Raw genomic sequence first — 24,397 nt, 5'->3', positions numbered from 1 at the left:
TCAAATCCTCAAGCGAAGGGCGGCCTAGCCGCCGCCGATGGCGTGAACCACTTCGATCTGGTCGCCGTCGTTGAGCGCGGTGGCATGAAGCTGGCTTCTTGGCACGATCTGCTCGTTGATCTCCACGGCGATGCGCCGCTCGGTAAGGCCGAGCTGGTCGATCAGGTCCGCCGCCGTCAGCCCTTGGGTGATGGCGTAAGGCTCGCCGTTGAGCCTAAGCTCTATGGAGGCGTTGGGAGTCGACATGGGCGATGAGTGTCCCTGTGGAAAGTCGTGTAAAAAAGTAAAGGGCCCTTATTGTAGCGGTTTCGTGCCTGCCAAGGTATGTCACCGGTAATGATAAGGTGGCCCATTAACCCTTTTGACGGTTCAAGGAGCGTGACGGTGCAGCAAGCCGATAAAGCATGGTGGTGTTGGGTGGCGCTTTCCGGCGCCTCGATGGTGGCGCTCGGCGCCTACGCCGCCCACGGGCTGCCCGCACGGGCAAGCAGCGAGATGGTCAGCGCGGTGGAAACCGGCGTGCGCTATCAGGCCTGGCATACGCTGGCGATGCTGGCAGTGCTCGTCTGGCGTGCCCAGCGCCCGCGCTCGGGGCAGCGGCTGGTGCTCTCGCTGTGGCTTTTGGGCACGCTGGCCTTCTCCGGCTCGCTCTATGCCATGGCGCTTGGCGGAATGAACCTGGGAATCGTCACTCCCATCGGCGGCGTCGCGCTGATCGGCGGGTGGCTGTCGCTCTTGCTGGTCACGCTGATCGCTCGGCCCTGACGCTCGCGTCTACCCCTGGCCGGGTTTGCCGGTGCTTTGGCGCACGATCAGTTGGGTAGCCAGAATTTGCTGGGCAGTGATGGTCTCGCCTCGAATCAGTCCCAGTAGCAGACGCATCGCCTGCTGCCCGATCCGTGATCTGGGCTGGCTGATGGTAGTCAGTTCCGGGTCGCAGTATTCGCTCAAGCGAATATCGTCGAAGCCGACCACCGAGAGATCCTTCGGTACGTCGAGATCGAGCTGGCGCGCGGCCTTCAACACGCCGATCGCCATTTCGTCGCTATGGCAGAAAATCGCCGTGGGGCGGCGCTTCGAGGGTGCGAGGAGCGAAAGTCCCTGGACGTAGCCCGAATGAACGCCGAAATCGCCGCAAAGCGTCAGCGCGTGTTCCGCCAGGCCGTGAGCGGTGAGCGTATCGAGGTAGCCGCGTTCGCGCTCCCGGCAGATCGGGTTGGCGGCGGGTCCGCTGATCGTCGCGATACGCCGGTGGTCCAGTGAGATCAGATAATCGATCGCCTGACAGGCGGCCCGGTAGTTGTCCACCGCGACCGTGGGCAGGTCGATATCGTTGAAGAACTCGCAAGCCATGACCAGTGGAAAGCGCCCCTGGTGTTGGGCGCTCTCCACCAGCGCCCGGGGGACGTCGGCGGTGAGCAGCAGCACGCCGTCGGCCTGGTTGGCCGGCAGCAGATCGAAGTAGGCGCCGGCGCGAGCCGGGTCGCGCTCGCAGTCGCCGATCAACACCCGGTAGCCGGCCTGGTGGGCGACGTCCTCGATGCCGTTGATGATCTCGGAGAAGAACGGATTGGAAATATCCGGCAGCAGCGCCACGATGGTGCGCGACTCGCGCCGGCGCAGGCTGCGCGCGGCGCCGTTGGGGGTATAGCCCACTTGGGCAATAGCGCGAGTGACCCGGCCACGGGTGGCCTCGCTCACCTTGTCGGGGGTGGCCAGTGTGCGCGACACCGTGGCGGTGGAGCAGCCGGCGATGCGGGCGACTTCCTTGATCGTACTCATGGCGGGCCATCCGGGTAAAAGGGGCGATAGCTTAGCGCGACGAGGCGCAGGGCGAAAATGACGGCCAGTGAATCGACAAGCCATCGAGTGCAATCGCCAGGAATTCACGCGCTCAATTCTATTGTAAACGATTACATCATTTGGCAAATAAAGACATTTATTAAAAGACGTTTAAATGGCTGTTAGCCATTGTTTTGACTTTATACTCATACTTTGGTCGCTATTATTATCTTTTTATATTTAGTTTTTACTATGATTTTCAGTATCTTGATTTGGCTATTTGCAGTTTCATGAGCAATCGTCTCGCTTGACCGGAGAAAAACCGTTTGCTGGAATGTAATCCATTACATCGAGTGCCATTTGATCTCTATTGTAAAACGATAAAAACGGCAGGAATCGAATGCAGACCATCAAGGGCCCCGCCCTCTTTCTAGCGCAGTACGTAAGCGACGAGCCGCCCTTTAATAGCCTCGACGCCATTGCCGGCTGGGCGGCCGCCCAGGGGTTCAAGGCGGTGCAGATACCGAGCTGGGATACGCGCCTGATCGATCTGGAAAGAGCCGCCGAGGAGCCTGGCTATTGCCGTGAGATCGAGGCCACGCTTGCCCGCCACGATCTTGTGATCAGCGAGCTTTCCTGCCATCTGCAGGGCCAGCTGGTGGCGGTGCACCCGATCTACGACAGTCTGTTCGACGGTTTCGCCCCCGCGCATCTGCACTGCAACCCGGCTGCGCGCCAAACCTGGGCGGTCGAGCAGCTCACGCTTGCCGCCCGGGCCAGCGCCAATTTCGGGCTGGGCGCCGTGGGAACCTTCTCCGGGGCGCTTTTGTGGCCGTTTCTCTACCCTTGGCCGCAGCGCCCGCCGGGGCTGGTCGAGGAGGGCTTTATTGAACTCGCCAAACGCTGGCGGCCGATTCTCGACGTCTTCGATACCGAAGGCGTGGATCTCTGCTTCGAGATTCACCCGGGGGAGGATCTGCACGACGGCGCTACCTTCGAGCGCTTTCTGGACGCCGTCGATCACCATCCGCGCTGCCATATCCTGTACGACCCCTCGCATCTTTTGCTTCAGCAGCTCGACTATCTCGGCTTTCTCGACCGCTACCGCGAGCGAATCCGCATGTTTCACGTCAAGGACGCCGAATTCACTCCCTCGGCAAGCCAGGGCGTTTACGGTGGCTATAGCAGCTGGGTCGAGCGCGCCGGGCGCTTTCGCTCGCTCGGCGATGGTCAGGTCGACTTCAAGTCGATCTTTTCGAAGCTTGCCCAGTACGACTTCGACGGCTGGGCGGTGATCGAGTGGGAGTGCGCGCTCAAGCACCCGGAGCAGGGGGCGCTGGAGGGCGCGCGCTTCGTCGCCGAGCACATCATCCGCGTCACCGACCGCGCCTTTGACGACTTCGCCGACGCCAAAACCGACCGCCACACCAATCGCGCGCTGCTGGGCCTTTGAGCCCCGCGAGGCACCAACGCAGGAGCCAACCATGAGCGAGACACCTTCTTCAAGACGCCTGCGCGCGGCCATGATCGGCGGTGGTCAGGGTGCGTTCATCGGCGCGGTGCATCGCATGGCGCTACGCCTGGATGACCGCTTCGAGCTGCTGGCCGGGGTGTTCTCCTCACAGCCCGAGCGCAACCGGCAAAGCGCCCTTGAGCTTCACATCGAGCCGGCGCGCTGCTACGCCGACGTGGCCGCGCTGATCGACGGCGAGGCGGGGCGCGAGGACGCCATCGAGGCGCTGATCATCGTCACGCCCAACCATCTGCACTTCGAGGCGGCGCTTTCCGGGCTCGAGGCGGGGCTTCACGTGGTGTGCGAAAAGCCCATGACCCTGACCGCCAGTGAGGCGCAAACGCTAAAGCGAGCGGCCGCGAAAAGCACCGGACATTTTCTCCTGGCCCACACCTATGCCGGCTACCCGATGATTCAGCACGCCCGCGAGCTGGTCGCGAGAGGCGAGCTTGGGTCGCTTCGCCACGTGCAGGTGGAGTACGTGCAGGAGTGGCTGAGCGACGCCCAGAATGATGACAACCGCCAGGCCGCCTGGCGGCTGGACCCGACGAAAGCTGGCGCGGCGGGGTGCTTGGGCGATATCGGCGTGCACGCCTTTCAGCTGGCGCAGTGCGTCACCGGGCAGAAAGTGGCGGGGGTGAGTGCTTCGCTTTCCACCGCGGTGGCGGGGCGCGCGCTCGACGACAGCGTGCAGGCGCTTTTACGCTTTGAGGGCGGCGCCAGCGGGATGCTCTGGGCCAGCCAATGCGCCCCGGGCTTCGAGAACGCGTTGAGCATTCGCGTCGTGGGCGAGAAGGCGAGCCTCTCCTGGGCCCAGGAGAGTCCCAACGAGCTCTGGCTCAAGCCGCTCAACGCCCCGAGCCAGCGCCTGACCCGCCGCGATGATGCGGTCAGCCAGGCGGTGGCGCGCAGTATTCGCCTGCCCGGCGGCCACCCGGAAGGCTACATCGAAAGCTTCGCCAACCTGTATCAGGCCTTCGCCGATGGGGTGCAGGCAAACGGCCGGCCGGACTGGCTGCCCGGCATCGAGGATGGCGTCGACGGCATGCGCTTTATCGAGGCGGCGATCGCTTCCAGCCACGGTGACGGTGTGTGGACCGCGCTTGTCGGCGACGACCACGACGGTGAGCGCGATGGCTGAGCCGCTGCTGCGCCTCGAGGGCGTGGGCAAGACTTTTGGCCCGGTGACGGTGCTCGAGGGCATCACGCTCGATATCGACCAGGGCGAAGTGCTCGGCATTCTGGGTGAGAACGGTGCCGGCAAGTCGACGCTTTTAAAAATCATCAGCGGCATCTACACGCCGAGTGCCGGGCGCATTACCATCGCCGGCCAGCCGTTTGCGGCGCTGGACCCGATCAGCGCCCGCCGCCAGGGCGTGGCGATGATCCCCCAGGAGTTCAACCTGGTGGCTTCACTCAGGGTGTACGAGAACGTCTTTCTCGGCCAGGAGCTTCGCCGGAGCGGGTTTCTCGACCATGCCCGCATGCGCGAGAAAACCCGCGAGCTTCTCGATTCGCTCGAGGTGCATCTCGACCCGAACCAGACCATCGAGCGCTTGAGCGTGGCGCAAAAGCAGATGGTCGAGGTGGCCAGGGTGCTGGTCAACGATGCGCGCATCGTGATTCTCGACGAGCCCACCACGGTACTCACGAGCCACGAAACCGCGGTGCTGTTTCGCGTGGTGAAGGCGCTGGTCGACAAGGGCGTAACGGTGCTATTCATCTCGCACAAATTGAAGGAGGTGAAGGAGCTCTGCGACCGGCTGTTGATTCTGCGCGACGGCCGCCAGGTCGAGCACTGCGCGGTGGCCGGGATGGACGAGGAGGCGATGGCGCGCAAGATGGTGGGCCGCGAGCTTTCGCGGATATTTCCCGAAAAGCCTGAAGCGCCCGCCACGCGCGAACAGCCGGCGCTCGAGGTGCGCGGTCTCTGTGTGACGAACGTGCTCCACGGCATCGATTTCGCGGTCCACCGCGGCGAGGTGCTGGGCCTTGCCGGGCTGGTGGGCGCCGGGCGCACCGAAATCGCCGAGGCGATCATGGGGCTTCGGCGCAAAAGCGCCGGCGAGATCCTCATCGACGGCGAGCCGGTCACGCTCACCTCCCCCCGCGACGCCCACGCAAGGGGGCTTGCCTACCTTTCCGAAGACCGTCAGGGAAAGGGCCTTCAGCTCTCCTTTAGCGTGACGCAAAACGTCACCGACCTGAGCCTTTCGCGCTACACGCGCGGGCTGATTCGCCACGGCCAGGCGCGAGCGCGCGCCGAGGAGTACCAAGCACGGCTTTCGATCAAGGCCGCGCGCCTTGCCGCCCCGGTCGGGCTTTTGAGCGGCGGTAACCAACAAAAAGTCTATTTCGCCAAGCTTCTCGACATCGAGCCGGAGATTCTGCTGCTCGACGAACCTACTCGCGGCATCGACATCAGCGCCAAGCAGCAGATCTATCGCTTGATTCGCGAGCTGACCGCTCAGGGCAAGGCGGTCGTGGTGATCTCCTCGGAGCTCGAGGAGATCATCGGACTCGCCGACCGGGCGCTGGTGATCCGCCAGGGGCGCGTGGCGGCCACGCTTGAAGGTGACGATATCAACGAGGAGCGCCTCATGCTCTACGCCGCTGGCGCTTGGCAGACCAGCGCCGAGCACGCGACAGCGCAAGAACCATCACAAGGAGCGCGCCCATGAGTCCGCTTTCCCAACGCACCACGCCGCTGGCTCAGCGGTTTCGCAATCTGCCGCTCAGCGGGGCGATTCTCGCACCTCTGGCGGCGCTGATTCTGCTGTTTCTGGTTTCGTCGTTTGCCAGCGAGTACTTTCTCAACACGCGCAATCTCTCCAACGTGCTGCGCCAGGTCTCCTACACCGGCATTATCGCCATCGGCATGACCTTCGTGATCATCGCCGGCGGCATCGATCTTTCCGTGGGCTCGATGGTGGCACTGGTCGGGGTGGTCGTGCTTTACGTGCTCAACACCATCACCGACCCTTTCCAGGCGGTGATTCTCGCCATGCTTGCCGCGCTGGTGGGCGGGGCGCTGTTGGGGCTTTTCAACGGGCTTCTGGTCACGCGCGGGCGCATCGCCGCGTTCGTGGTGACGCTGGCGACCATGTCGATCTTTCGCTCGCTGGCGCTCTACTTCACCGATGCCGCCGAGGTCAGCACCCGCAACCCGCTATTTCAGGGCGTGGGTGGCGGCTTCGTGCTCGGCCTGCCGATTCCGGTGTGGACGTTTTTCGCTCTGGCGGTCGTCTCCCACGTGCTGCTGTTTCATACCGCTTACGGACGCCACGTCTGCGCGGTGGGGGCCAACGCCCAGGTGGCGCGCTACTCGGGCATTCGGGTCGAGTGGGTGGTGCTCTCCACTTTTCTGATCGCTGGAGTGTGCGTCGGGCTCTCCGCCATCATGCTCACCTCGCGGCTCAATTCGGTGAGCCCGAGCGATGCGGGCTATTTTTTCGAGCTCGACGCGATCGCCGCGGTAGTGATCGGCGGCACGGCGCTTTCCGGCGGGCGGGGCACCGTGTGGGGTACGGTAATCGGCGCGCTGATTCTCGGCATCATCAACAACATGCTGAATTTGACCGGCGTTTCACCCTACCTGCAGGGGTTGGTGAAAGGCGCGGTCATTCTGCTGGCGGTGCTCTTGCAGTACAAGCGCGCGCCTTGAACCAGGGCCGGCACGCCGGCCATCGCAGGCAAGGCCGGGCCTTGCCCTTTACGCACGCAAACGGGGTAATAACAATGACACTCACACGCGTATTACAAAAAACGGCGCTGGCGGCGGCGTTGATGGGCACCGCGCTCACCGCTTCGGCTCAGGAGTACACCATTGGAGTGACCGTGCCCGCCGCCGAGCACGGCTGGACCGCGGGGCTCTCCTGGTGGGCTCAGCAGGCCACCGAAGAGCTCGCCGAAAAACATCCGGACGTGAACTTCACGGTGCTCTCCGCCAACTCCGGCACCGCCCAGGTCGCCAACGTCGAGGACCTGATGATCCGCAACCTGGATGCGCTGGTGATCCTGCCCTACAACCCGGCCACGCTGCAGGCGGTGATTAGTGAGGCGTATGAAGAGGGCATTTATACCGTGGTGGTGGATCGTGAACTCGAGACCCCGGCCCAGAACGTCTTCATCGCCGGTGACAACCCGGGCCTGGGCGAACAGGCGGCGCGCTACATCGCCGAGGAGCTCGGCGGCGAGGGCAATCTTCTGGTGCTCGAAGGCCCGCCGATTCCGATCAATAGCCAGCGCGTCGACGCCTTCAACCGGGTAATGGAGAACTACCCCGGCATCAACATTCTGGCCTCGCAGAACACCGACTGGAACGCCCAGCAGGCGCTGAGCGTGACCGAGGATCTGCTGGCCAGTAACCCCGAGGTCGACGCCATCTGGGCCGGCGACGACGACGTGCTGGTCGCTGCCCTTCAGGCCATCGAGGAGAATAGCCGCGACGACATCCAGCTCGTGGTGGGCGGCGGCGGCTCCCAGCGGGTGATCGAGATGATCCGCAACGACCATCCGATGGTCAAGGGCACCGTGACCTACCCGCCGAGCATGATCGCCTCGGCCATCGCGCTGGCCGTGCACGGCGTGAAAGGCGAGCGGTTGGGCGACATGTACCACGGCGTACCGTCGCGCATGATACTCGCCGCCGACCTGATCACCGCCGACAACGTCGACGAGTATTACGAGCCCGACGCCGCCTACTGATCCTGCGCGAAAGCGCCTCGCTCGCCTTTCTGCGGGGCGCTATCAGCGGCGGGCAATGTCCGCGGGCCGGTCGATATCCCGCAGCACGCCCATATCGTCGACCGGCACGCGGCGATGCTGCGCCGCGTGGGCTTCGAGCACCGCTCGGGCGCCTTCGCCTTGGGTCAGCCGCGCAAGTTCTGGCCAGAAGGCCCGGCCGAAGATCACCGGATGGCCCTGCCGATCGCCCACCTGGGGGGAGACGATGAGTTCCGCTGCGCTGGCCCGCATCAGCGCGGCCAGGGTGTGAGATCGGATATAGGGCATATCGCCGAGCAGCACGGCGGCGGCTTGAACGTCCGCAATGGTTGGGTCTGCGAGCAGCGCGCCGAACGCCTCGCCGATACTCGCTCCCAGCCCGTGATGGGCGCTTTTTATCCGAATCAGCGCGCACTCCTCGACCCCGCTGGGCGCATCCTCTTCGCGCACCACCACCCGAAGGCTCGAAAACGCGCCCCGAGCGTTGGCAAGGCTTGTGATCAGCAAGGAGCGCCCGTCGCCCAGCACCGCCTCACGCTTATCCGCCGCGCCGAAGCGTCGCGAATAGCCCGCCGCCATCATCAGCCCAATGACCTTGTCGTGGCGCATGGCTCAAAGCTCCTCGAGATTTTTCCCATGCTGCACGCGCACGATATCCGCCATCACCGCCAGGGCGATCTCGGCGGGGGTCTTGCTGCCGAGCGCCAAGCCAATGGGCATGTGGAGGCGCGCGATCTGCGCGTCACTCAAGCCCCCGGAGCGTGCGAGCCGTTCGGCGCGGGCTTTTGATGTGCGCCGTGAGCCCATCACGCCGATGTAGAACGCCTTCGTGCGTAACGCTTCCATCATCGCCAGGTCATCGATGCGCGGGTCGTGGGTGAGGGCCACCACGGCGGTGGCGGCGTGGCAGGTCTGATCGTTGATGTACGCCGAGGGCAACACGTTCTGGACGATGGCGCCGGGTACCTCGAAACCCGCGCAGGCGGCTTCATCCGGGTCGCAGACGATCACCTCGAAGCCAAGCGTGATCGCGAAGGCCGCACAGGGTGCGCTGATCGGCGAGATACCGGCGATCACCAGCCGGTGGGCCGGCGAGACGCGAAGCTCGATGATATCGCCCTCGATCGCTACCCGCAGCCCGGTGGGCGGGGCGGGAATGAAGGTGCGCTCGCCGCGCTGGGTATCGACCCGGCGAATCAGCGGCTCGCGGCCTTGGAGCGCGGCCAGAATCTCGCTCAGGTGCGCGCGGGTATCGGGGGTGGCCGGCAGGCGCTCGATGAGCACGTCGAGCACGCCGCCGCAGGGTAGCGCCACGTTGGGTACGGCGTTTTCGCCTTCGCCGTAGCGGGTCTGGGTGATCGGCGCCTCAAAAACGCCCTGGCCCAGGCGCGCGAGAAAATCCTCTTCCACGCAGCCGCCGGAAAGCGAGCCCACGTGCTCGCCGCGCGCGTTGGCACAAAACCAGGCCCCCGGCGCCCGAGGCGAGGAGCCGAAGGTCTCCAGCACCGTGCAGAGCCAGATCGTCTCGCCCTGATCGCACCAAGTAATCGCCTGCTCGATGACCTTTAAATCCAGATGCTGCATGAAAGGGCGCGTTCCTCGTTGTGGGTGCCTGGCCGAGCCGGCAGAAATCGTCTCTCTAGCGTAGACCAGTCGATGTGTCTTGATATGGGTTATCGGATGAGTTGGGTCGACCGTTTCAATCGCGTCTATGCTTAACCCGTCATGACCGTGACTCGGCATCGCCACATAATTAAAGGCAGTGAAAAAAATGACCTCTACGACGACGTTCGAGAAGCACCGCGAGGGCGCTCAAACGCGCTCGAGCGTTGCTTTGACCATCAACGGCCAGCGCCGTGAGCTTGATCTCGATAACCGCACCACGCTGCTGGACGCCCTGCGCGAGCACCTTGGCCTGACCGGCTCCAAGAAAGGCTGCGACCACGGCCAGTGCGGCGCCTGCACGGTGCACATCAACGGCGAGCGGGTCAACGCCTGCCTGACGTTGGCCGTCATGCATCAGGACGACGAGATTACCACCATCGAAGGCATCGGCGACGTCGAGCACCTGGACCCGATGCAGCAGGCGTTCATCGACCACGACGCCTTCCAGTGCGGCTACTGCACGCCAGGCCAGATCTGCTCGGCGAAGGCCACACTCGAGGAGATTCGCGCCGGCATCCCCAGCCATGTAACGAAAGAGCTTACGGGCTCCATCGAGATCACCGACGAGGAGATTCGCGAGCGCATGTCCGGCAATCTCTGCCGCTGCGGCGCCTACGCCAACATTCTCAAGGCCATTCGACAGGTGGCGGAGGAGCATTCATGAAAGCCTTTTCCTTTGAGCGCATCGACGATGCCGCGAAGGCGGCGGCGCGCGCTTTTGAGCTGCCGGGCAGCAAGTTTATCGCCGGCGGCACCAATCTGCTCGATCTGATGAAGCACGAAATCGAAGTGCCGCCGCACCTGATCGACATCACCCACACGGGGCTCGACGAGATCACCGCTACCGACGAGGGCGGGCTCAAAATCGGCGCGATGGTCAGCAATACCGCGCTCGGCGCAGACGAGCGCATTCGGCGCGACTACCCGGTGCTCAGCCGGGCGCTGTTCGCCGGCGCCTCGAGCCAGCTGCGCAACAAGGCCTCGACCGGCGGCAACCTTTTGCAGCGCACCCGCTGCCCCTACTTCTTCGACCCGAAGATGCCTTGCAACAAGCGCGAGCCCGGGGCCGGCTGCGCGGCGCTCGATGACGGCGCCGATACCCGCCAGCTCGGCGTGATCGGAACGTCCGACGCCTGCATCGCCACGCACCCCTCCGACATGGCGGTGGCGCTTCGCGTGCTCGACGCCGAAGTGGAAACCGTCGATCCCGAGGGCCAGACCCGGCGGCTCACGCTCGACGAGTTCTACCAGCTGCCCGGCGATACCCCGGAGGTGGAGAACGCGCTCACCCCCGGCGAAATCATCACCGCTGTGGTGCTGCCCGCCCCCATCGGCGGCAAGCAGCGCTACTTCAAGGTGCGCGATCGCGCGTCTTATGCCTTTGCGCTGGTCTCGGTGGCGCTGATCGAGCATGAGAACGGCGAAGGGCGCGTGGCGCTCGGCGGCGTGGCGCCCAAACCCTGGCGGCGTGCTGAAGCCGACGCCGAGCTTGCCAACGGCGCGAGCGCAGTGATGGAGAAGCTTTTAGACGGCGCCCGCCCCACCGACGATAACGCCTACAAATTGACGCTTGCCGAACGCACGCTGGCGGCTCTGCTGGCCAAGGAGTGATGTATGGATTTTAACCAGTCAGTCGACGAGAACCTGTTCGACCGCGCGCGCATCATCGGCAAGCCCCACAAGCGCATCGACGGCGCGCTGAAGGTCACCGGCACCGCGCCTTACGCCTACGAGCGCAACGACGTAGTGGAGAACCACCTGGTGGGCTACCCGCTGGGCGCGAGCATCGCCAAGGGGCGCATTACCCGCATGGACGCCTCGGCGGCGCGCAGTGCCGAAGGCGTGGCGGCGGTGATCACCGCGCTCGATATCGACGAGCTGCCCCGCCCGGCGAGCAACGACGCCAAGCTCTTCGGCGGTGATATCGTCGAGCACTACCACCAGGCGATCGCTGTGGTGGTCGCCGATACCCTGGAGCAGGCCCGTGCCGCTACCTCGCTGATCGAGGTGGAGTACGAGCAGACGCCGGGCGAGTTCGATCTGGACGACGCTTGGAAGCGCCTGCAGGACAGCGACGTGATCGCCGAAGTCGGCGATGTCGACGCCGCGTTCAAAAGCGCCGAGGTCACGATCGATGAGACCTACCACACCGCCTCGCAGAGCCACGCGATGATGGAGCCCCACGCTACCATCGCCGATTGGTGTGACGGTAAGCACCTCACGCTCTGGACCTCGAACCAGATGATCGAGTGGTCCCGCCAAGGCCTTGCGAAAATCTTCGGCATCGACGCCGACACCATCCGGCTAGAGAGCCCGTACGTGGGAGGCGGCTTCGGCGGCAAACTCTGGGTGCGCGCCGATGCGGTGCTGGCCGCGCTTGCCTCAAAAGAGACCGGTCGCCCGGTGAAGGTGGCGCTGCCGCGGCCCTTCATCTTCAACAATGCCACCCACCGCTCCGGCACCGTGCAGCGTCTGCGCATCGCCGCGAACAAGGATGGCCGCATCACCGCCTTCGATCACTCGGCGATCTCCCACACCCTGCCCGGTGGCAGCGGCGAGGACGCCGTGAACCAGACGCGCTGCTTCTACGCTGGCGAAAACCGCCGCGTGGCGCACCACGCCATCGACATGAACCTGCCGGAGTCCGCCGACATGCGCGCCCCCGGCGAGGCCTCGGGACTGGCGGTGCTGGAGATCGCCATGGACGAGATGGCCGAGAAGCTCGGCATCGACCCGGTCGAATTCCGCATTATCAACGACACCCAGGTCAACCCGGAAGAGCCACACAAGCGCTACAGCGACCGCCATTTCGTCGAATGCCTGCAAACCGGCGCCGAGGAATTTGGCTGGAGCGAGCGCAACCAGACGCCGGGAAGCCGCCGCGAAGGGCAGTGGCTGATCGGCCAGGGCGTGGCCGGCGCCTACCGCGGCGCGATCACCATGGACTCCGGCGCCCGCGTGCGCGTGAGCGAAGGCAAGCTGGTCGTCGAAACCGACATGACCGATATCGGCACCGGCTCCTACACCATCCTCGCGCAAACCGTAGCGGAAACCATGGGCGTCACGATGGACGACGTAGACGTACGTTTGGGTAACAGCGCTTACCCGGTGTCGTCCGGCTCCGGCGGCCAGTTCGGCGCGGCAAGCTCCACGGCGGGCGTCTACGCAGCGTGCCTGGCACTTCAGGCGGAGATCGGCAAGCGTTTGAACGTCGAGTCGCCGCGCTTCGAGAACGGTCGGGTACAGGCGGAAGGCCAGGATGTGGGGCTTTTCGAGATCGACGGCGAAGAGCTGGTCGGCGAGGATACGCTGCACTTCGGCGACTTCCAGGACGAGATGGAGCTGGGCACCTTCGGCGCGCATTTCGTCGAGGTGGCGGTCAACGCCTACACCGGCGAGACGCGCCTGCGCCGGATGCTTTCGGTGTGCGACGCCGGGCGCATTCTCAATCCGACCACCGCGCGCAGTCAGGTGCTGGGCGGCATGACCATGTCGATCGGCGCGGCGCTGTCGGAAAGCCTCAATATCGATACGAATCGCGGTTTTTTCACCAACCACGATCTGGCGGGCTACGAGATCGCGGTGCACGCGGACATCCCCGAACAGGAGGTGATCTTCCTCGATACGCTGGACGGCGCCGCCACGCCGCTCAAGGCCAAGGGCGTGGGCGAGCTGGGCATCTGCGGCGGCGCGGCGGCGGTGGCGAATGCCATGTACAACGCCACCGGCATCCGCCTTCGCGACTACCCGCTCACACTCGATCGCATGCTCGACCGGCTCCCCGCCATCTAACCCTTGATCGGCAGGGCATAGCTTGCGACGACGTGCGCCACCGGGCGCGCGTCGTCGCTTGTAGAATACACCTGTACTTCCCCCACGCCCGTGCGCCGGCCGAGCTTGATCAGTCGGGCGTGGGCTACGATATCGTGCTCGCCGGAGGCGGCGCGCAGAAAGTGGCAGTTGAAGTCGCTGGTCACCGCCATCGGCTCCGGGCCGATCTGCGCCAGAATCGCCACGTACAGTGCCACGTCGGCAAACCCCATCATCGTCGGCCCGCTCACCCGGGGGCCGGGGCGCAGATGCTCGTGGCCTATTGCCAGACGCATCGTCGCGCACATCTCACCCACGCTTTCGATACGGCCCATGCGCTGGGGGAATACCTCGTCCAGAAACTGCTCGATTTCCTCGATGGTCATGACGGTCATTGTCGTTGTCTCCACATGAGTAGACGCTCTTTCACCATGCCATAAAAAAGCCCCGAGTGGCTCGGGGCTTGTGTTGCTACCTGTGCTTACTTAGCTTTATCCACCTGACGCCACTCGTGCAAAAGCGGCTCGGTGTAGCCCGACGGCTGCTCGCGGCCCTTGAAGATCAGGCTTGATGCCGCCTTGAAGGCGCTGGAATCCTCGAAGTGGCTGCTCATGGCGGTGTAGGTCGGGTCACCGGCGTTCTGCTCGTCGACCACTTTCGCCATGCGCTCCAGCGTCTCTTTCACCCGCGCCTCGTCGACGATGCCGTGGTGCAGCCAGTTGGCGATGTGCTGGCTGGAGATGCGCAGCGTCGCGCGGTCTTCCATCAGGCCGACATCGTGTATGTCCGGCACCTTGGAGCAGCCCACGCCGTGCTCGACCCAGCGCACCACGTAGCCGAGGATGCCCTGGCAGTTGTTGTCCAGCTCCTGCTGGATCTCCTCACTAGACCAGTTGGCGTTCTCGGCCACCGGCACGGTGAGCAGATCGCCCAACAGGTCGGATTCGCCGGCGCTTTCCATCTCGCGCTGAATGTCGGCCACCTTCACCTGGTGGTAGTGCAGCGCGTGAAGCGTCGCGGCGGTGGGCGAGGGCACCCAGGCGGTGTTGGCGCCGGCTTTCGGATGACCGATCTTCTGCTCGAGCATGGCGTGCATCAGATCCGGCATCGCCCACATGCCCTTGCCGATCTGGGCGCGGCCGCGCAGGCCACAGGCAAGGCCCACCTCGACGTTGTTCTTTTCATAAGCGGCGATCCACTTGGCGGCCTTCATGTCGCCCTTGCGTACCATCGGGCCCGCTTCCATGGCGGTGTGCATTTCATCGCCGGTGCGGTCGAGGAACCCGGTGTTGATGAACACCACGCGCGAGGTCGCCTCGGCAATGCATGCTTTCAGGTTGACCGTGGTGCGGCGCTCTTCGTCCATGATGCCCATTTTCAGGGTGTCGCGGCTCATGCCGAGGATGTCTTCCACGCGCGAGAAGAGTTCGTTGGCAAACGCGACCTCTTTGGGGCCGTGCATCTTCGGCTTGACGATGTAGACGGAGCCCGCGCGGGAGTTGCGCGGCTGGTCGGCGTCCTTCTTGAGGTCATACAGCGCGATTAGCGAGGTCATGACGGCGTCGAGAATGCCTTCCGGCAATTCGCTTCCGTTTTCGTCGAGAATCGCTGGCGTGGTCATCAGGTGGCCCACGTTGCGCACGAACATCAAGGAGCGGCCGGGAAGCGTCACGCTGCCGCCGTCGGTGGTTTTCCAGGTGCGGTCGGCGTTCAATTTACGCGTGGTGGTCTTGCCGCCTTTCTCGATCTGCTCTTCCAGGTCGCCGCGCATCAGGCCGAGCCAGTTCTGGTAAACGCCGACCTTGTCCTCGGCATCCACGGCGGCCACGGAGTCTTCGCAGTCCATGATGGTGGTCAGTGCGGCCTCGACGACCACGTCCTTCACGCCTGCGGGGTCCGTCTTGCCGATAGCATCGTTGGCGTCGATCTGGATCTCGAGATGCAGATCGTTGTTCGAGAGCAGAATCGCGCTCGGCGCGCTTTCATCGCCGTCAAAGCCGATCAGCTTGCTCGGGTCCTTGAGGCCGGTTTCACGGCCGCCTTCAAGGCGCACCACCAGCTTACCGTCGCGCAGGGTGTAGCGCTCGGCATCCGCGTGAGAGCCGGTGGCCAGGGGCGCTGCGCGGTCCAGCACGCCGCGGGCGTAGGCCACGACCTTCTCGCCACGCTTGGGATTGAAGCTCTTGCCCTTCTCGGCGCCGTCTTCTTCGGAGATGACGTCGGTGCCGTAGAGCGCATCGTACAGACTGCCCCAGCGGGCGTTGGCGGCGTTGAGCGCGTAGCGGGCGTTGCTCACCGGCACCACCAGCTGCGGGCCGGCCTGAACGGCAACTTCATCATCGACGTTGGCCGTTGTCACGTTGACGCTGGCCGGTGCATCGACCAGGTAGCCTTTCTCTTTCAAGAAACGCTGGTAGGCGGCCATGTCGGTCACCGCACCCGGGTGCTCCTTGTGCCAGCTATCGAGCGCTTGTTGAAGCGTTTCGCGCTCTTCCAGCAGGCGCTGGTTTTTCGGGGTAAGATCATGAAACAGGGCATCGACGCCGGACCAGAAGGCGTCTTCGTCGATACCGGTACCCGGCAGAGCCTGCTCGCTGATGAAGCGGTCAAGCTTTGCCGCCACGTGTAAACGGTGACGCGTGATACGCTCGCTCATGGGGTTTCTCCTTTGAAGGTGCCCGTGGGGATGAAAATGGCCACGGCCAGTCTCGACATGGCTCGATGAAATTGCATTTATGGAAAATAATTCCATAAGCATCGGAGCATGTAAATAGCGTAGACGCTAAAGCGCTGCCATGCTCGACCAAATGATAATAGTGCGCGATGGTCACGGCGGGCGCCGGTTTTTGAGAAAAAGGCCATTCAGAAAGCGCCATTCAGGGAAAGCCTTCAGGGAGGGTTGCAATGCACGAGTTCGACCACCTGGCCTGCGTGTTTCGTCAGGCCCCGAACGCTCAGGCGCTCCACTATTTGGCGTTCGAGTCGCCGCTGACGCGTGCGGTCGAGCCTTACTTTGACCATTACGAGCTTCAGGCGCTTTTCGAAAGCACCCCTTCGGTGTACGCCGGGTTCATCGATACCGGCCGCTTCAATCTATGGTGCCAGGTGTGGAGCCCGATCGCCCCTAGAGGCACGGTGTTCGTGGTGCACGGCTACTTCGACCACCTGGGGCTTTACCGCCACCTGTTGAAACATCTGCTGGAGTGCGGCTGGCTCGTAGTGCTGTGGGACTTGCCCGGCCACGGCCTCTCGAGCGGGCCGAGAGCAGAAATCAGCGACTTCGATGACTATCAGCACTGTTTCAGCCACGTCAAAGGAACGCTCGAGGCGGCGGATCTGGCCCCGGCGCCTTGGGTCGGGGTCGGTCAGAGCACCGGAGCGGCGATTCTAGCCACCGATGCGCTCGAGCAGCGCGAGGCGGCGCGCTGGGCGGGGATCGCGCTACTGGCACCGCTGGTGCGCCCCTGGCGCTGGAGCCAAGCCAGTTGGGTGCATCTGATCGCCAGCCCCTTCGTCAAGGAGCTGCCGCGCAAGTACCGGCCCAACTCGACCGACGAGGCGTTCACCCTTTTTTTGCGCGAGCACGACCCGCTGCAGCCCGAGCGCCTCAGCGTGACCTGGATCACCGCCATGCGCCGCTGGATTCCCAAACTGCTGGCCTTCGAGCCGCTCGCGCTGCCCACGCTGATTCTGCAGGGCGAGCAGGACACCACGGTGGATTGGGAGCGCAACCTGGCCATTCTGATCGACCGCTTTCCCGAGGCGGCGGTGGTGCGACACCCCGAGGCGCGCCATCACCTGGTGAACGAGTCCGCCGCCATTCGCCGGGCGCTGTTCGCCGAGCTCGAAGCGTTTCTCGACGGCGTCGAAGCCGGGCTCGAGGAAAGCGCCGACGACGCCTCAATGGCGCCAAAAACGCTGATGCATTAGCGGTCCCTGGGGCCGTTTCGTCCGGGGTTTCATCCATCGACGCGCAGGGAGGGGCGGGTGGCTCTACGATCCTTTTCACACTCATCAAACGTGCTGGCGCGCCGGCCGGTGACGGTCATTGCGCTGGCGCAGCTTTTGGGCACGTCGCTCTGGTTCAGCGCCAACAGCGCCTTTGACGAGCTTGCGCGCGCCTGGGACGTCAGCGCCGCCGAGATCGGCTGGCTGACCGGGGCGGTGCAGGGCGGCTTCATCCTTGGGACCTTGACGCTGGCCCTGACCGGGCTGGCCGACCGCTTTCGCGCAAGCCACCTGTTCGTGATCTTCGCGATCATTGGGGCGCTTTGCAATGCGCTGTTCGCCTGGACCGCCCAGGGGCTGGCGGACGGCCTCGTCTGGCGTTTTCTGGTCGGGCTGAGCCTGGCCGGTATCTACCCGGTGGGCATGAAACTGGTGGTGAGCTTCGCACCCGAGCGCACCGGCCAGGCGCTGGCCCAACTGGTAGCGATGCTCACCCTCGGCACCGCCTTGCCCCACGGGCTCAAGGAGCTGGGCGCACAACTCCCCTGGCAGGCCGTGATCAGCGCGTCCTCGCTTTTGGCGCTGGTGGGCGCGGCGCTGATTTTTCGCCTGGGCGACGGCCCGCACTTGCCCACCCGCCCGGCGAGCGGCGGCGAGCACCTGCGGGTGTTTGATGCCTTTCGGGTAGCGCGCTTTCGCGCCGCCGCCTGGGGGTACTTCGGCCATATGTGGGAGCTCTACGCCTTCTGGACGGTGGTGCCGCTATTGATCGCAGGCTCGGTGCTGGCCGGCGAGACGCCAGGCGTGGGGGTGTCGGGCATGGCCTTTGGCGTGATCGGCGCCGGGGCGCTGGGGTGTCTGATCGGCGGGGCGCTGTCGCATCGCGTTGGCAGCGCCGCCGTGGCGCTCTCCATGCTGGCGCTCTCTTGCGTTTGCGCCGTAACGTTTGCGTTGTTCTGGCGCTCGCTGCCTCCGCTGGGGTTGGGGGCGTTGCTGCTCGTCTGGGGCGCGGCGGTAGTGGCGGACTCGCCGCAGTTTTCGGCGCTGGCAGCGAAGGCCTGCCCGCCGACGATCGTCGGCGCGTCGCTTGCCATCATGAACGCCATTGGCTTTGCCATTACCGTGGTTTCCATCGGCCTTGTCACCGCGCTGTTCGAGCGGGTGGGCCTGGATGCGGCTTGGCTTCTGGTACCGGGGCCGCTGCTGGGACTGCTGGGGTACGCTTTGACGCGAAAGCGCGCCTGCTAGCGGCTTGAAAAGCGTTGGGGCGCCCTAACGTCTACACTAATAGCTAGCACGCTTAATAGTTTCAGCGAGGTGCATGATGGCAACGACTACACGCGGTACCGCTCGCGTCTATCGCATGAACATGACCAAACACCGCTGCCCCTTCGGCGTGAAAACGGTGGATCTTCTAAAGCGCAAGGGGTTCGAGGTGGAGGATCATTGGCTAACGACCCGTGAGGAGATCGACGCCTTCAAGGCCCGGGAAAACGTCAAGACCACGCCCCAGACCTATATTGGCGATGAGCGCATCGGCGGTTACGAGGAGGTACGCAAGCACCTTGGCCTTCGCGTGCGCGACCCCAACGCCACCACCTACCGCCCGGTGCTCATGATCTTCGCCGTCGCCTTTCTGATCGGCCTGGCGGTGAGCTGGGCGGCCACCGGCACGCTCATGGCGCCGCGACTGCCGGAGTACGCCATTGCCACCGCCATGGTGCTGCTGGGTCTGCAAAAACTGCAGGACGTACAAAGCTTCAGCACCATGTTCATCAACTACGACCTGCTCGCCCAGCGCTATGTGCCCTACGCCTACGCCTACCCTTATATCGAAACTTTGGCGGGGCTTTTAATGCTGGCAGGCGCCTTGATTTGGCTCGCCGCACCGCTGGCGCTGCTCGCCGGCGGCGTCGGGGCGGTATCGGTGTTCAAAGCGGTTTACATCGACAAGCGCGAGCTCAAATGCGCCTGCGTGGGTGGCGGCAAGAACGTGCCGCTGGGCTTCGTCTCGTTGACCGAAAACCTGGTGATGATCGGTATGGGACTCTGGATGGGGCTGCGGCTACTGGCCGGCTAACTCTTGCATCGCTTCAAGCCCTGGTGCGGCGGCATAGCCTCAGCACCAGCAGTGCCGCGGCCAAGTGAGCGCTTGCTATCAGCCAAAGCGTCCCTGCCCAGCCCCAGCGGCTGAAACAGGCCGCCGCCAGCACCGCACCCAGCGCGCCGCCGGCGTAGTAAAAGCTCAAGTACAAGCCGCTGGCAAACGCGGCGGGTACCCGTTCGGCCTTGCTCACCAGCCGGGTGGTCAGGGTTTGCAGCAGGTAGGTGGCAAGCGAAAACCCGGCCACGCTTGCAAGGATCGACGCGTAGCTTGGCTTGGCCAGCGCAAGTGAGGCCCACAGCAGCCCGATGAAGGGGAGAAAGAACGGCGCCTCGCGGCGGTTGCGGTAAAGTTTGGGGCTTGCGATCACCGCGGCGATCGCGGGCAGGCTCATCAGATAGACCAGCCCGATCTGCGCAGCGCTTTGGTGAAACGGCGCCTCGGCAAGCCGTAGCCCCAGCACGGTGAACACCGCGCTCTGGGTGAACAGCAGCGTGAAGCCAATACAGAACGCGACCGTAAGCCCGCGCTCGGTAAAGGCGGCTTTCAACAGCGCAGTGAAGGGCTGAGCCGCGGTAGGGCGCGCGATCGGAAGTGAGCGCCGCTTTGACTGCCAAACAATCACCCACCAGGCCAGCGCCAGAAGCCCCGCCGCGCTGACAAAGCCGCCGGCCCAGCCCAGAAGCTCCACCGCCCAGGCGGGGTAAAAGCGGCTCAGCGTGCTGCCCAGCACCGTACCGGCCACGAAGTAACCCACCCAAACCGCCCGCTGGCGCTCGCTTTCGGCCCCGGCCAGTAGCGCCACGCAAGAGGTCAGCACGCAGGGCAGCACTACGCCCTGAGCCAGGCGTACCAGCCAAACCATGCTCAGGCTGGCGCTGGCGGCCAGCAGCGCGTTCAGCATGATCAACACGGCCAGCCCCGCCAGCATGGCGCGGGCGGGGGCCAAGCGGCGGGTAAGCCGGCTGGCCAGCGGCGCGGTCAACATCATGCCAAAAAGGGTGGCCATATTGAGCAAGCCCGCTTGGGTGAGCGTGGCTTCAAACCGCGCGGCGAGCCACGGGTAGAGCGCCTGTAGCTGGTAAAGGTTGAAAAAGGCGCTGGTCGAGGCGGTCAAAATCAAAAGGCGCACGGTGAGATCCTGGGCTGAATGTGGCGTTCAGGGTATGGTGAACGCTCGCCGCGCGGAATGTCCGCTTTCCTATCACCGTGAGTCGAAAAATGTACGACATCAGGCAGCTGCGCTACTTCGTGGCCGTCGCCGAAGAGCGCAACTTTCGCCGCGCCGCGAAGCGGCTACACATCACGCAGCCGCCGCTAAGCCAAGCCATTCGTCAGCTCGAAGCCGAGCTCGGTGCGACGCTTTTTTCGCGTAACACCCACGGCGTTCGGCTTACTCGCGCCGGCGAGGTATTTCTGGCCGAAGCGACGAGCCTGTTGAGCGCCGTCGAGCAGAGCGCGCGGCGGGCGCGCCAGGCCGAGGCCGGCGAGATCGGGCGGCTGCGGTTGGGCTACTCCGCCAGTGCGCTCTACTTGCAGGCGTTGACCCGGGCGCTGGCGGCACTGGTCGCGCAGCGCCCGCAGATCACCCTTACGCTGTGCGCCGGCAACGCGCAGGGTCACCTGAATGCGCTGCGCGATGGTCAGCTCGAAGCGGCGGTGGTGCGCGCCGAATTCGCCGAGATATCGGCCGATGGGCTCAACATCACCCAGCTGGGAGACGAGCCGCTTTATGCGCTGCTCGAAGGCTCTCATCCGCTGGCCAGCAGAGATGCTCTACGGCTTTCGGAGCTGGCCGGCGAGCGCCTGCTGCTTCAACCCGCGGCGGATCGCACCTTTTTACGCCGCCAGATCGAAGGGCTGGCCGAGCGAGACGGAGTGTCGCTTGCCGGCGCGCTGGATGTGCCGGATCTCGCGGCGATAACCGGCTTCGCCGTGGCCGGGCTTGGGGTCGCGATCGTGCCCAAAAGTGTCGCCCTGAGCGTTGTGGGTGCCTTGGCAATACCGTTGGATGATGAAGGCGCTTCGAGCCCACTTTCGCTGGTCTACGCGGCGGACGATGCCGCCGCGCGGGCGCTTGATGCGCTGATCAAACCTTGGGTATGAGCGACGCTCGATCAAGATGCAATGACTTCAAAACCACAGGAGTTTCATCATGTCCGATATTCTCATCAGCGCTCTCGAACTTGGCCAGCGCCTGGAGCAGCCCGATCCACCCACGCTACTGGATGCCTCGCTGCCCAATAGCCCTATCGCCCCCTTCGTGCCGGAGGATGGCCGCACCCTACCCGGTGCGCTCGAGTTCGATATCGAGCGGGTCTTCTCCGACCCGGATGCGCCGTTTCCCCACACGCTGCCGGCGCTCGAGGCCTTGCAGCAAGCGTGCGGGCAGCTCGGCCTTTCGCTCGATGACGAGATCGTCGTATTCGACAACCGCGGCGTTTTCTCCGCCCCGCGCGCGTATTGGCTGCTGACCCAGGCGGGCTTCACCCATGTGCGGCTGCTCGATGGCGGTCTGCCCGGGTGGGTTGCGCAGTCGCTTCCGGTGCAGCAGGGCTTCAGCGAGCCTACACCGCTCTCGACGCCGCCGGTACTCAAAGCCAACCCGAGCGTGGTCAGCGTGGACGACGTTCAGGCCAATATCGCTTCGCCGCGCTTCACGCTGGTGGATGCCCGAAGCGCCGGGCGCTTTTCCGGTCAGGCGCCGGAACCCCGCCCGGAACTTGCCAGCGGCCATGTGCCCGGCGCCTGCAACCTGCCGTTCGGTGACGTGCTGGAGAACGGCCACTTCAAAAGCCCCGAGGCGATTGGCCAGCTGCTGCATGAAAGAGGACTGTCGTCCGAGGATCACCTGACTTTCAGCTGCGGCTCCGGCATCACCGCCTGCATCCTGTGGGTGGCCGCGGAGCTCGCTGGCTTCGAGCATCTTTCGCTGTTCGACGGTTCCTGGACGGCTTGGGTGATGAGCGGGCGCCATCAGGAGTGAGGCTGAGCACGTTTATCAGGTTCGTCGAGGCTCTTTGATGACCCCGAGCGTCATGTGCGACGGCCACTCCCGCGACGTATGAACGGTATTGATGGCGCGCTCCTTGAGCCGTGATGATCCCTCCTCTTCACCGCTGTTGGGATTAACGTCGAACTTGGGGAAGTTGCTACCGGAGACGTCCAAGCGGATACGGTGCCCTCGCTTGAAAAGATTGCAGGTGGCAAAGGGCTCGACCGTGATCGTGTACACATGGCGGGGCGTCAGCTTGGTCGGCTCCGCGTAAGAGCGGTGGTAACGGCAGCGAAAGATGCCATCCGTGATATTCATGGCATAGCCATGGGGGTAGTCATCGTTGGGCGGGTACACATCGATCAGCTTGGCAGTGAAATCCGTATCCGGGGCGCTCGTTTCTATGTAAAGGGTGGCGGCGACCGGTCCCGAGACATGGATGTCCTCCTCTAGAATGTCCGTCTGGAAGGTCAGGACATCCTGGCGTGCCGAGAGCGGAATGCCATCGCCCCGACTCCCGAAGAACTCCGCGGTTTCCCTCTGGTCGAAGGCGCCACCGCGAAACACCGGGCCACCTGAGGTGAGAGACCCGCCAATGGTAGGTACCGGATGGTCTGGGTCGGCAACGAACAGGCGTTTGCTCGCCGAGCTGGGGTCAGGCTGTTCCGTCAGTTGGCCGCATCCCGTCAAATATAAGGACAGCTGGCGCACGTCGGGCAGTGGCCATTGCGGGCTCGACATCCAATGGCCGCCGTGGGACATTCTGCCCCGAGGGCCTCTCAACCCGCTACCACCGCCCATCATGAACACGCAGACGCCTTCCATCGAGGGCTTGTGTGGCTTGTTCGCCAGGTATCTTTCAAACCACTGAAGGCGGTGCTCCAGCCAGCTCGGGGCAATGTTGCCATCGAAATAGGCTTGCTCGCCAAAATCGACATCGCCGCTGTAAGGCGTATTGCGGTCGCCGTGAAGCCACGGCCCCATGATCAGCTGCTTGTCGCTGCGATGACGTCTTTTCAGCTCGGTATAATTCTCGAGTGTCGAGCGGACATAGGCATCGTACCAGCTGGAGACAAACATCATCGGGATATCGGGAATGGTGTCGTAATACCCTTTGGCGTATATGCCGAGCTTTTTCCAGTACTCATCGAATCGACCATGTTGCCACTGTTCGAAAAGGTAGCTTTCGTAAGCTGGCACATGGCGCAGGGGAGAGTGGCCCGGTATCCAGGGCATTCTTCTAAACCAGGCGCAGATATCCTCCTGGGCCAGCGCTGCTGAAATACGGGTGGCGGAGTGCGCCTCGGGGCTCTTGGCCGCTTGTTTGAAGGCCCAGGTCGCCTGCTTGAGCTCGAAGGCGCCCCCTTGGCGGATCCCGCTTTCGAAGGCGTTGGAGAATCCTCCCGAGTCCAGCACCATGCAGGCCAGCCCCGCCGGTGCCAGGCAAGCAAGCGCCAGTTGCGTATGCGCCGCGTAGGAGAGCCCCATGGTGCCGATCCGGCCATTGCACCAGGGTTGCTCGCGAATCCACTCAAGGGTGTCGACGCCGTCCTCCGCCTCGTGGATATACTTGATGAAGGTGCCTTCTGATTGATAACGGCCTCGGCAGTCTTGAAAGATGATCGCGAACCCGCGATCGACAAACGCCTGTGCCATGGCTTCGCGGCCAAGCTTTCGTCCATGCCGGTCCACTTCCGAGCGTGAGTGGTTTGACTTGTCGTAGGGGGTGCGTTCGAGCACGACGGGCCAGTGACCGATCTTTTCCGGCAAATAAATATCGGTGGCGAGTCGGATGCCGTCGCGCATGGTGACCATGGCATTCTCGATCTTGAACATGGGCGTGTCCTGGTAGCGT

22 protein-coding genes are annotated in these 24,397 nt (G+C 64.1%); 14 read left to right on the top strand and 8 right to left on the bottom strand.

What is annotated here, in order from left to right:
- Nucleotides 1-24: 24 nt before the first annotated feature.
- Entirely contained in the window at nt 25-246 is a 222-nt protein-coding gene (gene thiS, locus ACGK9R_RS11885; RefSeq protein ID WP_394581510.1) for a sulfur carrier protein ThiS, read from the bottom strand.
- A 138-nt stretch (nt 247-384) separates the two neighbouring features.
- Between thiS and ACGK9R_RS11880 the strand changes: the two genes are divergently transcribed.
- Nucleotides 385-765, top strand: a complete 381-nt coding sequence (locus ACGK9R_RS11880; protein WP_394581508.1) for a DUF423 domain-containing protein — start codon at nt 385-387, stop codon at nt 763-765.
- 9 nt (nt 766-774) lie between these two features.
- Here the strand turns inward: ACGK9R_RS11880 and ACGK9R_RS11875 are convergent, their stop codons facing one another.
- The gene (locus ACGK9R_RS11875) at nt 775-1,782 is read right to left on the bottom strand and encodes a LacI family DNA-binding transcriptional regulator (RefSeq protein WP_394581506.1); all 1,008 of its coding nucleotides are present in this window, start codon (nt 1,780-1,782) and stop codon (nt 775-777) included.
- Nucleotides 1,783-2,182: 400 nt separating this feature from the next.
- Here ACGK9R_RS11875 and ACGK9R_RS11870 point away from each other — a divergent pair, with 400 nt between their 5' ends.
- The 5 genes from ACGK9R_RS11870 to ACGK9R_RS11850 all read left to right on the top strand — a co-directional run bounded on the left by ACGK9R_RS11870 (nt 2,183) and on the right by ACGK9R_RS11850 (nt 8,002).
- Nucleotides 2,183-3,235: a sugar phosphate isomerase/epimerase family protein gene (locus tag ACGK9R_RS11870; RefSeq protein ID WP_394581504.1), complete on the top strand. Its 1,053-nt coding sequence runs from the start codon at nt 2,183-2,185 to the stop codon at nt 3,233-3,235.
- A gap of 31 nt (nt 3,236-3,266) precedes the next feature.
- Nucleotides 3,267-4,436: a Gfo/Idh/MocA family protein gene (locus ACGK9R_RS11865; protein ID WP_394581502.1), complete on the top strand. Its 1,170-nt coding sequence runs from the start codon at nt 3,267-3,269 to the stop codon at nt 4,434-4,436.
- The gene (locus ACGK9R_RS11860) at nt 4,429-5,976 is read left to right on the top strand and encodes a sugar ABC transporter ATP-binding protein (protein WP_394581500.1); all 1,548 of its coding nucleotides are present in this window, start codon (nt 4,429-4,431) and stop codon (nt 5,974-5,976) included. Before ACGK9R_RS11865 ends, ACGK9R_RS11860 begins: the two co-directional genes overlap by 8 nt.
- A complete protein-coding gene (locus ACGK9R_RS11855; protein WP_394581498.1) occupies nt 5,973-6,959 on the top strand; it encodes an ABC transporter permease in 987 nt (328 codons plus the stop codon). Before ACGK9R_RS11860 ends, ACGK9R_RS11855 begins: the two co-directional genes overlap by 4 nt.
- Nucleotides 6,960-7,033: 74 nt before the next feature.
- The gene (locus ACGK9R_RS11850; RefSeq protein ID WP_394581496.1) at nt 7,034-8,002 is read left to right on the top strand and encodes a substrate-binding domain-containing protein; all 969 of its coding nucleotides are present in this window, start codon (nt 7,034-7,036) and stop codon (nt 8,000-8,002) included.
- A gap of 42 nt (nt 8,003-8,044) precedes the next feature.
- Here ACGK9R_RS11850 and ACGK9R_RS11845 read toward each other — a convergent pair whose 3' ends face one another.
- Together ACGK9R_RS11845 and ACGK9R_RS11840 are read right to left on the bottom strand one after the other, a co-directional pair.
- Nucleotides 8,045-8,629: an NTP transferase domain-containing protein gene (locus tag ACGK9R_RS11845; RefSeq protein WP_394581494.1), complete on the bottom strand. Its 585-nt coding sequence runs from the start codon at nt 8,627-8,629 to the stop codon at nt 8,045-8,047.
- 3 nt (nt 8,630-8,632) lie between these two features.
- Nucleotides 8,633-9,604, bottom strand: coding sequence for an XdhC family protein (locus ACGK9R_RS11840; protein ID WP_394581492.1), 972 nt, complete (start codon nt 9,602-9,604; stop codon nt 8,633-8,635).
- 187 nt (nt 9,605-9,791) lie between these two features.
- Here ACGK9R_RS11840 and ACGK9R_RS11835 point away from each other — a divergent pair, with 187 nt between their 5' ends.
- The 3 genes from ACGK9R_RS11835 to paoC are packed head-to-tail and all read left to right on the top strand — an operon-like array spanning nt 9,792 to nt 13,477.
- The gene (locus ACGK9R_RS11835; protein WP_394581490.1) at nt 9,792-10,349 is read left to right on the top strand and encodes a 2Fe-2S iron-sulfur cluster-binding protein; all 558 of its coding nucleotides are present in this window, start codon (nt 9,792-9,794) and stop codon (nt 10,347-10,349) included.
- Nucleotides 10,346-11,296 (top strand): FAD binding domain-containing protein, encoded by a 951-nt coding sequence (locus ACGK9R_RS11830; protein WP_394581488.1) that lies wholly within the window; start codon nt 10,346-10,348, stop codon nt 11,294-11,296. Before ACGK9R_RS11835 ends, ACGK9R_RS11830 begins: the two co-directional genes overlap by 4 nt.
- A 3-nt stretch (nt 11,297-11,299) precedes the next feature.
- Entirely contained in the window at nt 11,300-13,477 is a 2,178-nt protein-coding gene (gene paoC / locus ACGK9R_RS11825) for an aldehyde oxidoreductase molybdenum-binding subunit PaoC (RefSeq protein ID WP_394581486.1), read from the top strand.
- On the opposite strand, the gene ACGK9R_RS11820 is transcribed toward paoC, so the two are convergent.
- Both ACGK9R_RS11820 and ACGK9R_RS11815 read right to left on the bottom strand, forming a co-directional pair.
- Nucleotides 13,474-13,890 carry a PaaI family thioesterase gene (locus tag ACGK9R_RS11820; protein ID WP_394581484.1) on the bottom strand — a complete coding sequence of 139 codons (417 nt, stop codon included), beginning with the start codon at nt 13,888-13,890 and terminating at the stop codon, nt 13,474-13,476. The genes paoC and ACGK9R_RS11820 overlap by 4 nt on opposite strands.
- 86 nt (nt 13,891-13,976) lie before the next feature.
- Nucleotides 13,977-16,151 (bottom strand): malate synthase G, encoded by a 2,175-nt coding sequence (locus tag ACGK9R_RS11815; protein ID WP_394581482.1) that lies wholly within the window; start codon nt 16,149-16,151, stop codon nt 13,977-13,979.
- 248 nt (nt 16,152-16,399) lie between these two features.
- Between ACGK9R_RS11815 and ACGK9R_RS11810 the strand changes: the two genes are divergently transcribed.
- From ACGK9R_RS11810 to ACGK9R_RS11800, 3 genes are all read left to right on the top strand, one after another.
- A complete protein-coding gene (locus tag ACGK9R_RS11810; RefSeq protein ID WP_394581480.1) occupies nt 16,400-17,425 on the top strand; it encodes an alpha/beta hydrolase in 1,026 nt (341 codons plus the stop codon).
- 57 nt (nt 17,426-17,482) lie between these two features.
- A complete protein-coding gene (locus ACGK9R_RS11805; protein WP_394581478.1) occupies nt 17,483-18,691 on the top strand; it encodes an MFS transporter in 1,209 nt (402 codons plus the stop codon).
- A 76-nt stretch (nt 18,692-18,767) separates the two neighbouring features.
- Nucleotides 18,768-19,523, top strand: coding sequence for a glutaredoxin family protein (locus ACGK9R_RS11800; protein WP_394581476.1), 756 nt, complete (start codon nt 18,768-18,770; stop codon nt 19,521-19,523).
- Between the two features lie 13 nt (nt 19,524-19,536).
- Here the strand turns inward: ACGK9R_RS11800 and ACGK9R_RS11795 are convergent, their stop codons facing one another.
- The gene (locus tag ACGK9R_RS11795) at nt 19,537-20,679 is read right to left on the bottom strand and encodes an MFS transporter (RefSeq protein WP_394581473.1); all 1,143 of its coding nucleotides are present in this window, start codon (nt 20,677-20,679) and stop codon (nt 19,537-19,539) included.
- A gap of 89 nt (nt 20,680-20,768) precedes the next feature.
- Between ACGK9R_RS11795 and ACGK9R_RS11790 the strand changes: the two genes are divergently transcribed.
- Nucleotides 20,769-21,653 carry a LysR family transcriptional regulator gene (locus ACGK9R_RS11790; protein ID WP_394581471.1) on the top strand — a complete coding sequence of 295 codons (885 nt, stop codon included), beginning with the start codon at nt 20,769-20,771 and terminating at the stop codon, nt 21,651-21,653.
- A gap of 49 nt (nt 21,654-21,702) precedes the next feature.
- Nucleotides 21,703-22,533, top strand: coding sequence for a sulfurtransferase (locus tag ACGK9R_RS11785; RefSeq protein WP_394581469.1), 831 nt, complete (start codon nt 21,703-21,705; stop codon nt 22,531-22,533).
- A gap of 15 nt (nt 22,534-22,548) precedes the next feature.
- Here the strand turns inward: ACGK9R_RS11785 and ACGK9R_RS11780 are convergent, their stop codons facing one another.
- On the bottom strand, nt 22,549-24,378 hold the full coding sequence (locus tag ACGK9R_RS11780) for a CocE/NonD family hydrolase (RefSeq protein WP_394581467.1): 1,830 nt from the start codon (nt 24,376-24,378) through the stop codon (nt 22,549-22,551).
- Nucleotides 24,379-24,397 lie beyond the last annotated feature (19 nt).

The organism is Halomonas sp. HNIBRBA4712 (genome assembly GCF_043558675.1).
In the GTDB taxonomy this organism is placed as follows: Bacteria; Pseudomonadota; Gammaproteobacteria; order Pseudomonadales; family Halomonadaceae; genus Vreelandella.
Note: the sequence above shows the minus strand (reverse complement) of the source record. Positions and strands in the feature narration are given on the sequence as shown.